Raw genomic sequence first — 13,890 nt, 5'->3', positions numbered from 1 at the left:
ATGGCAAAAAAAGAAGAGATGTACGCCTATATATTGAAGCAGGTCGGCTCCGGGCAGTTGGACAAAAACGTTGCCGCCCGCCTCATTCATTTTTTGCGGCACGATCAGCAAAAGGAGGCGGAAAACGACATTGCCATCGTGGGGATCGCCGCCCGGCTAGGCCAGGCTGACACGGATGCCCGGCTGGAGCAGCTTCTGCATCTCGGCATCGACTCCATCCAGGATATCCCGGCAAACAGACAGGAAAACGCTGCCCTTTTCCTGCCAATGCTTCCCATCGAACGAGCCAAAGCGCAGTTTGACCGAGCCGGATATTTGCCCGAGATCGACCGGTTCGATCCGGGCTTTTTCCACATATCCCCGCGCGAAGCAAGCTTGATGGACCCGAATCAACGCCTGTTTTTGCAATTGGCCTGGGAAGCAATCGAAGAGGCTGGCTATGGAGGGGCGAAGCTTGCTGGCAGCAGGGCAGGGGTGTTTATCGGCTACAGCACCGATTTTGGCGAAGTGTACAAAAAAGGCATCCAGCTTCTTGCGCCGGAAGCGATGGGCATTGCGATTCCCGGCAACATCCAGTCCATTATCGCCAGCCGCATTTCTTACCTGCTCGACTTGAAGGGGCCAGCCGTCGCGATGGATACGGCGTGCTCCTCTTCGCTCGTCGCGATTCATTTTGCCTGCCGCCAGCTCATCGAAGGCGCTTGCGACCTCGCTTTGGCCGGAGGAATCAAGCTGCATCTTTTCCCGCTGAAAAGCCATGCACACGTCAAAATCGGCATTGAGTCCTCGGACGAAAGAACGAAGACGTTCGATGCCAGTTCCGACGGGACCGGAAAAGGCGAGGGGATGGGGGCCGTTTTGCTGAAGCCGTTGAAAAAAGCGCTGGAGGATCGCGACCATATTCATGCGGTGATTAAAGGCAGTGCGATCAACCAGGACGGCAACTCGATCGGCATTACCGCTCCGAACGCGAAAGCGCAGGAGGAAGTCATTTGCCAGGCGTGGGAGCAAGCCGGGATTGATCCCGAGACGATCAGCTATATCGAAGCGCACGGAACCGGAACAAAGCTGGGCGATCCGATTGAAATAGAGGGCATTACGCGAGCTTTTTCGCGCTATACGAGCAAAAAGCAATTTTGCGCCATCGGTTCGTTCAAAACCAACATCGGCCATCTCGATCATGCCGCAGGGATTGCGGGCTTGGTAAAAGTGATCCACGCCATGAAAAGCAAAAAACTGTTTCCTTCGCTGCATTTTCAAAAGCCGAATCCAGCGATTGATTTCAGCTCGTCCGCCGTTTACGTGAACGACCAGTTGCGCGACTGGAGCGCTTCTGTAGGGCTGCGGACGGCGGGGATCAGCTCGTTCGGGTTGAGCGGCACGAATTGTCACATGGTCGTGCAGGAGGCTCCGCCCGCTTTTTGTGAGCGAAAACAAGCAGCTCCCCTTTATTTGCTTCCGCTGTCCGCAAAAGACGAGCAGGTGCTGTCGAGGCTAGTTGCCAAATACGCCGCCTATGTAGCTAGCCATCGGCAAGTTGATCTGGACGATTTGTGCTACACCGCAAGCACCGGGCGCGGCCACTACAGCCATCGGCTGGCGATTGTTTTTACCGATTACGACGATCTGCTCGGCAAGTTGGATGCGCTCCAAAAACGCGGGCTTGCCTCAGATGAGCGTGTGTATTACCAGGTTCACGGAAGCGAGGCGGGCGGCGACACGATAGCAGCCCGGGCTGGCGGCTGGCTGAAAGTGACGGAGGAAGAAAAGCACGCGCGGACGCTACAGGCAAAGCGGGAGCTGCAAAGCATGACCAGCGCCTTGCCGGACAGAGAGCTTCCCTCCTATCTCCGCTTGGGTGAGCTGTACGTCGCAGGCGCCGAAATCGACTGGGAACGGCTGTACGAGGGGCTGGCGTGCAACCGCATCAGCTTGCCTGTCTATCCTTTTCAAAAAGTGCGCTGCTGGCTCAACCAGGAGGACTTCGCGGCCTACAAACAGCAGCCGCTTCCCCGTGCACAAAAGCCGCCGCATCCGCTGCTTACGAGCTTGCCGGAAAGCGCATCCGACCACATAACGTATCGCGTCGGCCTGTCTGCCGCAGACGATTGGGTCGTAAACGAGCATCGCGTAGGCAGTGAATACGTATTGCCCGGCACGGCCTACATCGAACTGCTGCTCGAGGTGGGCAGGCAGCAAGGCGGGCTGACCGTCATCAAGGACCTCGCCTTTTTGCAGCCCTTTTCGTTGCGGGAAGGGGAGAGCCATGCGCTGCACATCACGCTGAAAAAAGCGGGCGACGAAAAACACTTCCGCATCGCGAGCATGGATCAGACAGACGGCTCGTGGCGCAAGCACGCAGAAGGCAAGCTGTGCCGTCCGACAGCGCAGCAAAAACGCGTAGACGTGTCGGCTCTCATGAAGCAACTCCCTGTGGCTGCCCGCGCAGCCGATTTGCAGGCAAGCGGCGCCTATATCACGACCGGAGCGCGCTGGAACAACCTGCAGGAATTGCGCAGCGAAGGCGCGGAATGTCTCGTTGCGATCGAGTTGGCCGAGCCGTATCGCGCAGAAGCTGCTGACTACCACTACCATCCGGCCATGCTGGACAACGCGGCGAACATCGCGATCAGAAGCATTGGCGAGCATCTGTATTTGCCCTTTTACTACCAGTCGATTCGCGTTCACGCGCCGATTCCTGCGGCGATTTACAGCTACGTGAGGCGGCGGGAGCAAACGGAAGGGAGCGAGACGGCGACCTTTGACATCGACATCGTCAATGCTGCTGGCGAGGTGCTGGTGGAAATCGAAGGCTACACGATCAAGCAGGTGCGCACGCAGTGGACGGCAGCAAGCTACTACGAAAAAGACTGGGTCGTGCAGGAAGCGCCGTCCCCCGCTCAGGCAAAGGCAAAGGCTGACGAAGCCGTGGTCGTGTTCACCGGGGCAGGCGAGCTGGCCGAGCGGCTTCGCGAGCAGCTTGCCGCTGTCTACGGAGAAGTGATCGAGGTCGCCTTCGGAACAGAGACGGGGCAGGTCAAGAATCGCGTCGATTACCAGCGCTTGTGGCCGCACTGGCAGGCGAAAAAGGTCCGCAAAATCGTGCATCTGATGAGCGTGACAGACAAAACGATTCAATCGGCAAAAGAGCTGGAGGAAGCCGAACAAAGAGGCTTTTACAGCCTGTATTACTTGCTCGACAGCCTGTTTGCCCATCCGCATAGCGACGAGTTGGACATCATCCTCGTCGGGGACTGCGCCAACCGGGTGACAGGCGACGAAGCCGCTCTGCGGCCAGAGCATGGCTGCTTGCTCGGCCTCGGCAAAGTAGCGCGGGAAGAGTTCCCGCATGTGCGCATCCGGTTCCTGGATGTCGACGCCTATACCGACCCGTCTGTAATCGTCGCGGAATTTTCGGTCGCAGATGCGCCGTATCAGGTCGCCTACCGCCATAACAAGCGGTACGTGGAGCGACTGCAACAAACGACGCTGGCCGCGACAGGTGACACCGCTGCCATCAAAGCGGACGGCGTCTACGTCATTACAGGCGGAACCGGGGGACTCGGCCTGGAAGTCGGCAAGCAGATCAGCCGCCTGCACCCGGCAAAGCTCCACCTCATCAGCCGTCAAGGCTTGCCCGGGCGGGAAAAGTGGCCGGAGATCGAGGCGGCCGGAGCCGATCAGCGACGAATCGAGCAGATTGCGGCGATCCGCGAGATGGAAAAACAGGGCGCGAGCGTACACGTTCACGCCGCAGACATCAGCGAAGAAAGCGAGCTTTCGCAAGTGCTGGAGCACATCCGCGCGAAGTCTGGCGCGATCCGCGGCGTCATTCATTGCGCAGGCGTGGCAGGAGAAGGACTGCTCGTGCGCAAGCCGGAAAGCCGCATCCGCGAAGTGCTGAACGCCAAAGTGAAAGGCACGTGGCTGCTCGACCAGCTTACCGAAGCTGACAGCCTCGACTTTTTTGTGCTGTTTTCCAGCATGAACACGGTGACGGGCGGGGCGGGCCAGAGCGATTACGTAGCGGCAAACAGCTACCTGGACCTGTACGCCGCGCACATGCGCCAGATGGGCAAAAAGGCGCTGACGATCAACTGGCCGCTGTGGCGTGACGTCGGGATGGGACAAGCGTACGAAGTGGACAATCGCCACAGCCCATTCGAGAGCCTCGCGCCCGGACAAGGGGCGGCGATCTTCGCAGAGCTTTTGCACGCGGATCAATCTCAGGTCATCGTCGGCCAGCTCAAGCGGCGGCTCGGGAAGGAAGCGATCAGCCACAGCCTGATGCGCGATTACGTCTTGAGCGATTCGCTAACCAACTTTTTCCAAAGCCAACTGCAAGCGCCGCGCGAGGCAAAAGCGGCTGCCGAAACCGCGAAGGCGCACTTGCGCATTTTGGATCAAGACGAAGCCAGCATGTCAGCGACCGAAAGAGCAGTGGCGAAAATTTGGGCGCAGGTGCTCGGCGTCCAGGAAATCAGCGTCTCCGCCAAATTCAACAGCATGGGCGGCAATTCCGTCCTGGCTGTCTATTTATTCCGGCTGCTGGAAGAAGCATACGGCCCGATCATCAACATTTCCGACGTGTTCACCTATTCCACGATCGCGGAGATGGCTGCCTACATAGACAGCAAGCAGCAGCCTGCAAAAGAGGCCGTCAGCGCAGCGTCGACGCTGGATTTGCTTGAGCGGCTGGCCAGCCGGGAAATTTCCGTGCACGAAGCGCTTGGCGTCTACAAAACCAAAGGAGGAGGTGCGTGATGTCGGCAGTAGAACAGCTCATTTTTGAACTGGTCGCGTCGCAAAAAATGCATCCGACCGATGCTGCCGCGCTGCTTGCCCAGTGTCAAAAGCTGACAGAGCCGATCGCGGACAAAGAAATCGCGATTATCGGCATGGCCGGAAAATTTCCCAAAGGAGAAAACCTCGCCCGCTTTTGGGAGCAACTGCAGCATCAGCAAAGCTGCATCGACGAGTTTCCCGATTGGCGCATTCGGGATTGCCTCGATGAGCGGTTATGGGGCCAGGCTGATAAACAGCAATGGTTTTTTAAAGGCGGGTATTTGGAGCGGATCGATCAGTTCGACCCCGGCTTTTTCCACATCTCGCCCGTCGAAGCGAAATTCATGGACCCGATGCAGCGGTTGATGCTGGAAACGTCCTGCCAAGCCATCGAAGACGCCGGATATTGCTACAAAGAGCTGAACGGAACGAACACCGGCGTCTACATCGGCACGGACCATACGTGGGGCCAATGGTACCGGGACAATGCGGCGGAAAAAGACGCGCTGCTCTTGTCCGGCACGTGGTCAGCCATCTTGTCGAGCCGGATTTCGTACTGGCTGAATACAAAAGGCCCGAGCCTGGTCATCGACACTTCGTGCTCATCGGGGCTGGTTGCGGTCCATGAAGCGTGCCGGGCGATTTCCTCCGGCGTCTGCGACATGGCGATCGCCGGAGGGATTCACGTCAATTACAGCCCGATCAAAAATCCGCTGCTCGGGCTGGTCGAGTCGGAAGACTATCTCATTCGCACCTTCGATAAACGGGCGAACGGAACGGTTTGGGGAGAAGGCGTCGGCGTCGTCCTGCTCAAACCGCTGCAGCAGGCGCTGCGCGATCGCGACCATATTTACGGCGTAATCAAAGGAAGCGCGGTCAACAACGACGGAACATCAGACGGGATCACTGCGCCGAATGCACGCGCGCAGGAGGAAGTCATTTGCCAAGCGTGGCAAGAAGCAGGCGTCGCCGCCGAAGCGATTTCGTACATCGAAGCGCATGGCACGGGGACCAAACTGGGAGATTCGATCGAAATTGACGGGCTGGTCAAAGCTTTTTCCCGCCATACGAACAAAAAACAGTTTTGCGCGATCGGAACGGTCAAGACAAATATCGGGCATACGGTCGGAGCATCGGGGCTGGCGTCTTTGCTCAAAGTGATGCTTTCGCTGCGCCATGGCCAGCTTCCGGCGAGCCTTAACTTTTTGGAGGCGAATCCGTTCGTTGATTTCTTTGCTTCCCCGGTGTACGTCAATGATCGGCTCCGGGAGTGGACAACGGCGGGTGGCCCGCGAATCGCCGGGATCAGCTCGTTTGGTTTTAGCGGCACCAATTGCCACATGGTGGTAGCAGAGGCCCCCGCCAGACAGCAAAAGCCGGAGAGTGCCGAACCATCGCTCTATTTGCTGCCGCTGTCTGCCAAAGACGAGCAGGTGCTGTCCAAGCTGGTCGCGGAATACGCCCTTTATTTATCGCAAAACCGTCAGCTCGATCTGGAAGATTTGTGCTATACGGCGAGCACGGGACGCGGCCATTACAGCCATCGGCTCGCGATTGTGTTTACCGATTACGACGATCTGCTCGGCAAGCTGGAACACCTGAAGCGACACGGCCTTGCTTCCGGCGAGCGTGTATGGTACCAGGCGCACGAAATCGTCGCCAGCAGAGCAGCGACAGAGCAGCAGTACAGCCAGAAGAAAAAATGGACAGAGCGTGAGAAGCAGGAGCTGTCCCGGCAAGGAGAGGACTTGCTGGCGGCAAAGGCTGGGCGAGGACAAGAGACTGCTTTTTACCTTGCATTGGGCGAGCTGTACGCCTTGGGAGCGACTGTCGACTGGAAACGGCTGTACGACCCGACGAGGTGCAACCGCCTGAGCCTGCCCGTCTATCCGTTCCAGCTAACGCGTTGCTGGGTGGAGAGCAGCGGTCGAGGCAATCGGCAAGCCGTGCCGCAAACGCCGGGGCACCCTCTGCTGCGCGGGGCGATTTGCGACAGTCTTGAGCAGACGGTGTACACGACCACTTTTTCTGCGGCGGCCGATTGGGTCGTAAACGAGCACCAGGTGGGCAACGAGTGCGTTTTGCCTGGAACGGCCTACATCGAAATGCTGCTCGAGGTAGGCAGGCAGCAAGGCGGGCTGACTGTCATCAAGGACCTCGCCTTTTTGCAGCCTTTTTCGCTGCTGGAAGGCGAGAGCCATGAGCTGCAAATCACGGTGAAAAAAGCGGGCGACGAGAAGCACTTCCACATCGCGAGCAAAGATCAGATAGATGGCTCGTGGCGCAAGCACGCAGAAGGAACGCTGTGCCGCCCGACGCAAGAGCAAAAACGGCTAGACTTGTCCGCTCTCCAAAGGACGCTCCCCGAGGGACGCGACACGGCGGACTTGCAGGCGGCCGGAGGCTACATCACGACAGGAGCGCACTGGAACAACATCAAGGAGCTGCGGGTTGGCGAGCGCGAATGCCTGGTCGCGATCGAACTGGCCGAGGCTCACCGCGCCGAAGCCGCTGACTACCACTACCATCCGGCCATGCTGGACAACGCGGCGAACATCGCGATCAGAAGCATTGACGAGCATCTGTATTTGCCTTTTTACTATCGGGAAATTCGCGTCCACGCGCCGATTCCTGCAGCGATTTACAGCTATGTGAGGCAGCGGGAACAAGCGGAAGGGAACCAAACCGCCACTTTTGACATCGACATCGTCAATGCTGCTGGCGAGGTGCTGGTGGAAATCGAAGGATATACGATCAAGCAGGTGCGCACGCAGTGGACGGCGGCGAGCTACTACGAAAAAGACTGGATCGTGCGGGAGAGAGAGGCGGCAGCCTCCCCGCAGGAAAAAGCCGACGAAGCGGTGGTCGTATTCACCGGAAAAGGCGAGCTGGCCGAACGGCTTCGCAAGCAGCTTGCCGCTGTCTACGGAGAAGTGATCGAGGTCGCCTTCGGAACAGAGGCGGGACAGGTCAAGGAGCGCGCCGATTACCAGCGCTTGTGGCCGCAGTGGCAGGCGAAAAAGGTCCGCAAAATCGTGCATCTGATGAGCGTGACAGACACAGGCGTCCACGAGGCAAAAGGACTCGCTGAAGCCGAACAAAGAGGCTTTTACAGTCTGTATTACTTGCTCGACAGCCTGTTTGCCCATCCGCATAGCGACGAGCTGGACATCATCCTCGTCGGGGACTGCGCCAACCGGGTGACAGGCGACGAAGCCGCTCTGCGGCCAGAGCATGGCTGCTTGCTCGGCCTCGGCAAAGTAGCGCGGGAAGAGTTCCCGCATGTGCGCATCCGGTTCCTCGATGTCGACGCCTATACCGACCCGTCTGTAATCGTCGCGGAATTTTCGGTCGCAGATGCGCCGTATCAGGTCGCCTACCGCCATAACAAACGGTACGTGGAGCGACTGCAACAAACGACGCTGGCGGCAACAGGCGACACCGCTGCGATCAAAGCGGACGGAGTCTACGTCATCACGGGCGGAACCGGGGGACTCGGTCTGGAAGTCGGCAAGCAGATCAGCCGCCTGCATCCGGCAAAACTCCACCTCATCAGCCGCCAAGGCTTGCCCGGACGCGAAAAGTGGCCGGAGATCGAGGCGGCCGGAGCCGATCAGCGGCGAATCGAGCAGATCGCGGCGATTCGCGAGATGGAAAAGCAAGGCGCGAGCGTGCACGTTCACGCCGCAGACATCAGCGAAGAACGCGAGCTTTCGCAAGTGCTGGAGCACATCCGCGCGCAGTCTGGCGCGATTCGCGGCGTCATTCATTGCGCAGGCGTGGCGGGAGAAGGGCTGCTCGTGCGCAAGCCGGAAAGCCGCATCCGCGAAGTGCTGAACGCCAAGGTGAGAGGCACGTGGCTGCTCGATCAGCTTACCGAAGCCGACGACCTCGATTTCTTTGTGCTGTTTTCCAGCATGCACACCGTCACAGGCGGCATCGGGCAGAGCGATTACGTGGCTGCTAACAGCTACCTGGACCTGTACGCCGCGCACATGCGCCAGATGGGCAAAAAGGCGCTGACGATCAACTGGCCGCTGTGGCGTGACGTCGGGATGGGGCAAGCGCACGAAGCCGACAATCGCCACAGCCCATTCGAGAGCCTCGCGCCCAGACAAGGAGCGGCGATCTTCACAGAACTTTTGCACGCCAGCCAATCTCAGGTCATCGTCGGCCAGCTCAAGCGCCGCCTCCCGAAAGAAGCGATTGGACACAGTCTGGTGCGCGATTACGCGCTGGGAGAGGGCATCGAGCGGGCTGTCTCGCAGGAGATTGGCGGCGGGAGCCATCCGGCAGAGGTGTCAGGCAAGGAAACGGCCGCGATTATCAAGGAAGCAGAGCATCAGGAGATCACGGCGTGGGACGAGGAAATCGCGCACATCCTGGCAAGAGTGCTGGGGCTGGATGAGATCAGCATTTTTGCCAACTTCGAAGACTTGGGCGGCAATTCGCTGCTCGCGGTCAGACTGCAAAAGGAGCTGGACGCAGCTTATCCCGGCGTGTTTATGATCTCCGATATTTTCTCCTATCCGACGGTTCACGATATGGCGGCTTATTTGGAGCGAAAACGCGCCACCCCGGCAAAGCGGAGCATGACGATCGAACAAATCATGAGCGATTTGGAGCAAGGAAACATTACGGCGGACGAAGCCGATCTGCTCATCAGAGAGATCAGCGAGCCAGTCTAGCATGAGCGTGGAGGTGAGGAGTGTTGGATGCGTTTTCACTCCCCGCAGAGCCTTTTAACGGCACGTGGGTGAATTGTGTCAGCAACAATTTGATCTCGATCCTGATGAATCGCGACAAAAGCTTCGCGTATGCTCCGTGCATGGCGCAAGCCCAGTTTCACCTGCACGTTGTCGAAGCCGATGACGGGCAAGAGGCGGCAGCAGCGCATGAGGAAGGCGTGCTGCTGCTGGACGTTGCCCGGGGGCTGGATTTTTCTTCTGTGCTTGATTTCCAGACCCGCTCTTTGCAAGCAAACGACAGCGTGCATGTGGCCGTCAAGGAGCTTTTGCGCAGCGGATACTACGTCTTTGTCGATCTGGACCGCTTTCATTATCCTTCTGGCGTGGACGCGGAGAAGCAGCACCAAATTCACCCTGCTTTTCTGTACGGCTACGATGAACATTCGAGGTCCTATTTGTTGATAGAGGATTGCCTCCAGCCGAGCAAAATGGAGCCATACGCGCTGCCTTACGATTGTTTTGAGCGGGCGTTGGCAGCCGCGCAGACTTCTTCGCTGCTCGTCACGCGGATCAAGACACAAGAAGAAGCGGCGTTCTTTTCCAGGTGCACAAAAGAGCTGATTTGCGCGAATCTCCAGACGCTTCTGCGCGAAGAGCGCAAGCCGTACAAGACCGATCATGCGGGAAATACGCTGCTTTCCACGACGTACGGACTGTCTGCGATCAAGCAATTCGCCGAGAGCCTGGAGCCGAGATTGCTCGGCATTTCCCCTTCGCAGTTTCAACGCAAAGCCGTGGCGATCAAAAATCCGTATTTTTTTCGCAAGTCTACCGTCCATTTGCCGATGATCTTGCAGAAGCAAAGCTGGGTGAGCGAGCGGGAATGCGAGCAGTTGCAGAGCGAGTATAGAACGCTGTGCCAGCAGTGGGAGCTATTCGGGAACGCGCTTATTAAATTTTATTACAAGAGCTATTACAGGAAGGGCAGAGGCTCTACCCCGGCGCACCAGCGCGAAGTCGAGTCGCTGCAAGAACTGCTTGTCGGCCTGTACGAAAAAGAAAAGCAGGCGGCGTCTTTCACGCTTGAGCTTTTGACATGCCCGGTCGCAGGAACATAACCTTTTCTTTCGACCGAAATGAGTCGCAACCAACAGACGAAGAGGATGAATGCTTTGGCTAAACAACGTCAAATGTCCATAGGGATTGTCGGAGCCGGGTGGATCGCCGAACACGCGCATCTCCCGTGCTTTTTGTCGCTGGATAACGTGTCCGTGCGCGCGATATACGATACAGACGAGGCACGGGCGGCGCGCCTGGCCAAACAGGCGGGAGCGACGGCGTGCTCCCGTCTGAGCGAGATCGGACAGGTCCCGCTGGATGCTGTCATTTTATGTACGCCCAATCACACCCACTACGAAATAGCAAGGCACTTTTTGGAAAAAGGAATCCACGTGCTGTGCGAAAAGCCGATGACGACCACAGCAAAGGAAGCCGCGTCTTTGCGCCGCCTGGCGGAAGAAACCGGGACCGTTTTGATGATGGGCTTTGTCAACCGGTACCGGGACGATATCCGGGAGCTTCGCTTCCGAATCGCAGCCGGGCAGATTGGCGAAGTGCAAATGTGCGAAGTCACCTGGCGCCGCAAAAGAGGGATTCCCCGACCGGGAAGCTGGTTTACGCAAAAGCAGCTTTCGGGAGGCGGCGTCCTCATTGACTTGGGCAGCCATATGCTCGACCAGTTGCTTTTCCTGACAGGAGCGTCGGAGCCGGTCGCTTGCCTGGGCAGCTTCCATTCCCGTCCGTTTTTCGCCCGGGAGGGATACAGCAATTGGCTGGGCGGCTTTGAATCGGAACAGGTAGAAGTGGAGGACACGGCAGTAGGGATGATTCAGTTTGCAGGCGGCATGCTCGGCAAGGTGCATGTAAGCTGGCAGGACGACGTAGCCGGAGATTTTGTGCAGATTCATCTGAAAGGCGAGCGGGGCAGCTTGACGCTGAATACGCTGTTCGGCTTTAGCGATCAAGGGTTGTACAAGCAGCCCCATTTGCTTTTGACTTACGCGGGTCAAGAGGCCCAGTATTTTCCTTTCCCGCCGAAGCCAGATCCGCTCGTTGCGTTCAAGCGCCAGGCGGACCAGTTCGTCGCGTGTATCCGCGAGAAAAGCCATCCCGTTCCGTCGGCGCAAGATGGCGAACAAGTAGTTCGACTGATCGAGCTGCTTTATCAATCAGCGCGCAAAGGACTGATGGTCACATGAGCGAGGGACTCGTCGCTGTCGATCTTGGCGGTTCTACCGCTAGAATGGCGCTCTTTGCTCTCGATGGCGCCACGATGCTGGAAACGGCCCGGCTCGAATTGGGGCAGGAAACGGGACCGCTGCAAGCGATTTCGCAAGTCGCCAGCGTCATCGCAGGCTGGGAACAAGGGGCGCAGACGAAAATCCGCGGCGTTGTGACCGGGCTTGCTGCCGTGCACGATGCCGCAGGAACGATTGTCACCTGGCCCAATCGTCCAGCATGGAATGGCTTCGCCTTCCGCGATACTTTTGCCGCGATGGTCGGCAAGCCTGTCGTGCTGTTTGACGATGCCAATCTCGCAGCGCTGGGAGAGTATGCGTTCGGGCTTGATTACCCGGTGCCGCATCTCTTGTACACAGTAGTCGGCACAGGCATTGGCAGCGCCTTCGTCTGGCAGGGCCATGTGTACGCAGGAGCGAGGGGAGCGAGCGGAGAGCTCGGCCATATGATGGTTGACCCGCGGGGAGAAAAATGTCTGTGCGGCGGCTTCGGCTGCTTGCAAATGTACGCGTCTGGCCGGGCGATGGAACGAATCGCGCAAGCTAACGGGCTGCCGGTTGTGAAAGCGAGTGACGTGTTTCGTTTGGCCTCTGCCGGAAACGCAACAGCACAGGCGATTGTGGACGATGCCATGCGGATGCTGGCGATCGGAATTGCCAATGCGGTCCGTCTGTTCGACCCCGACATGGTGGTCGTGGGCGGCGGGATGGCAAGCCGATTTCCGGAACGCTATCGCTTGCTGGAAACGCTCGTTCAGGAGTTTCTCGGGACTTTGCCGCAGCGAAATGTCAGTGTCACGCTTTCCAATCTGGGAGACGATGCGGCGCTTTGGGGCGGGATCGCTTACGGTTTGCAATGGTTTGCCAAAAACAAAGAAACGGAAGGTGTTCGCAAATGAGTAACCTGACAGAAAGATTCCCAAGCTGGCCGATGGCAGATGAGAACCAGGAAAAAGAACTGCTGGAGGCGCTGCGCAGCAATCAATGGTGGCGCATGTCCGGCACGAAAGTCAAAGCGTTTGAACGAGTGTTTGCAAAGATGCACCACGCCAAGCATGCGCTGGCGGTGACGAACGGAACGCACGCAATCGAGCTGGCTTTGCTGAGCCTGGGCGTGAAGCCGGGCGACGAAGTGATCGTTCCGGCTTTTACCTTTATTTCGACAGCGCTGCCCGTCATTAGCCTGGGGGCGATCCCTGTCCCTGTCGACGTCGATCCCGGCACGTTTTGCCTCGATCCGCTCAAAGTGCGGGAAGCGGTGACGGCGCGCACGGTCGGCATGATCCCCGTACATATGGCGGGACACCTGTGCGATATGGATCGGCTCCAGCAAATTGCCGACGAGTTCCACCTGTTTATCATCGAAGACGCGTGCCACGCGCACGGCGGAGAATGGAAAGGAAAACGCGCAGGCAGCATGGGAGACGCCGGGGTGTTCAGCTTCCAGCAGTTTAAATTGATGACGGCAGGAGAAGGCGGCGCGCTCGTCACCAATTCCCAGGACTTGTACGACCAGGCTTTTTTGTATCACAACGTAGGGCGGCCTGTCGGCGACAAAAAATATCAGCACCTGGTCGAAGGCTCCAATTACCGGATTTCGGAATTTCAGGCCGCTGTCCTGCTGCCGCAAACGTCCCGCCTCGCTGAGCTGAACGAGCGCCGCGAGCGCAATGCGCAAATTCTCGATGCCGAAATGCAGACGATTGCAGGGATCGTTCCGCAAACCCGCGAAGCGGCGTGCACGCTCCATACGCACTACATGTACATGTTTTACTACAACCCGGTTCAGTTTGGCGGAATCACGCGCGAGCGGTTCGTGGAAATGCTGAACGAACAAGGCATTCCCGCCTATATTGCCTACACGCAGATTCACGATACGCCGATCTTCAAGCAGTTCGTCGCCAGCCTGGGAGAAGGCTACGCTTTCCCGAACGAGCTACATTGCCCCGTCTCCCGAAAAATTGCCGAAGAGGTCATCTGGATTCACCATCGGGCGCTGCTCGGCGACGCCGAATCGGCAAAAGGGATCGCCCGCACCGTCAGGGAGCTGCAAGCAAGCGCAGAAGCGAAGCTGGTATAGCCAGCGTTGACACATTTTCTCCATAGCTGATGTGGAGAAG

The 13,890-nt window shown here is 58.1% G+C and carries 6 protein-coding genes; all 6 read left to right on the top strand.

Annotated elements, in window-relative coordinates:
• The 6 genes from AC27IT_RS00590 to AC27IT_RS00565 are packed head-to-tail and all read left to right on the top strand — an operon-like array spanning position 1 to position 13,850.
• Positions 1 to 4,764: a type I polyketide synthase gene (locus AC27IT_RS00590; protein ID WP_283857791.1), complete on the top strand. Its 4,764-nt coding sequence runs from the start codon at positions 1 to 3 to the stop codon at positions 4,762 to 4,764.
• The gene (locus AC27IT_RS00585) at positions 4,764 to 9,473 is read left to right on the top strand and encodes a type I polyketide synthase (RefSeq protein WP_283857790.1); all 4,710 of its coding nucleotides are present in this window, start codon (positions 4,764 to 4,766) and stop codon (positions 9,471 to 9,473) included. The genes AC27IT_RS00590 and AC27IT_RS00585 overlap by 1 nt, the downstream gene beginning before the upstream one ends.
• Before the next feature lie 20 nt (positions 9,474 to 9,493).
• Positions 9,494 to 10,591 (top strand): hypothetical protein, encoded by a 1,098-nt coding sequence (locus AC27IT_RS00580; protein ID WP_327944705.1) that lies wholly within the window; start codon positions 9,494 to 9,496, stop codon positions 10,589 to 10,591.
• Positions 10,592 to 10,645: 54 nt separating this feature from the next.
• Positions 10,646 to 11,731 (top strand): Gfo/Idh/MocA family protein, encoded by a 1,086-nt coding sequence (locus tag AC27IT_RS00575; RefSeq protein ID WP_283857789.1) that lies wholly within the window; start codon positions 10,646 to 10,648, stop codon positions 11,729 to 11,731.
• Positions 11,728 to 12,669 carry an ROK family protein gene (locus AC27IT_RS00570; RefSeq protein WP_327944703.1) on the top strand — a complete coding sequence of 314 codons (942 nt, stop codon included), beginning with the start codon at positions 11,728 to 11,730 and terminating at the stop codon, positions 12,667 to 12,669. Before AC27IT_RS00575 ends, AC27IT_RS00570 begins: the two co-directional genes overlap by 4 nt.
• Positions 12,666 to 13,850: a DegT/DnrJ/EryC1/StrS family aminotransferase gene (locus tag AC27IT_RS00565; RefSeq protein ID WP_327944702.1), complete on the top strand. Its 1,185-nt coding sequence runs from the start codon at positions 12,666 to 12,668 to the stop codon at positions 13,848 to 13,850. Before AC27IT_RS00570 ends, AC27IT_RS00565 begins: the two co-directional genes overlap by 4 nt.
• Positions 13,851 to 13,890 lie beyond the last annotated feature (40 nt).

The sequence above is a fragment of the Brevibacillus sp. YAE8 genome, assembly GCF_057543335.1.
The sequence above is the reverse complement of the archived record's forward strand: the minus strand, read 5'-3'. Positions and strand labels throughout refer to the sequence as shown.

Coding starts and splice junctions, on each gene's coding strand:
- AC27IT_RS00565 (WP_327944702.1), top strand. CDS start 12,666: ATGAGTAACCTGACAGAAAGATTCCCAAGCTGGCCGATGGCAGATGAG.
- AC27IT_RS00590 (WP_283857791.1), top strand. CDS start 1: ATGGCAAAAAAAGAAGAGATGTACGCCTATATATTGAAGCAGGTCGGC.
- AC27IT_RS00585 (WP_283857790.1), top strand. CDS start 4,764: ATGTCGGCAGTAGAACAGCTCATTTTTGAACTGGTCGCGTCGCAAAAA.
- AC27IT_RS00570 (WP_327944703.1), top strand. CDS start 11,728: ATGAGCGAGGGACTCGTCGCTGTCGATCTTGGCGGTTCTACCGCTAGA.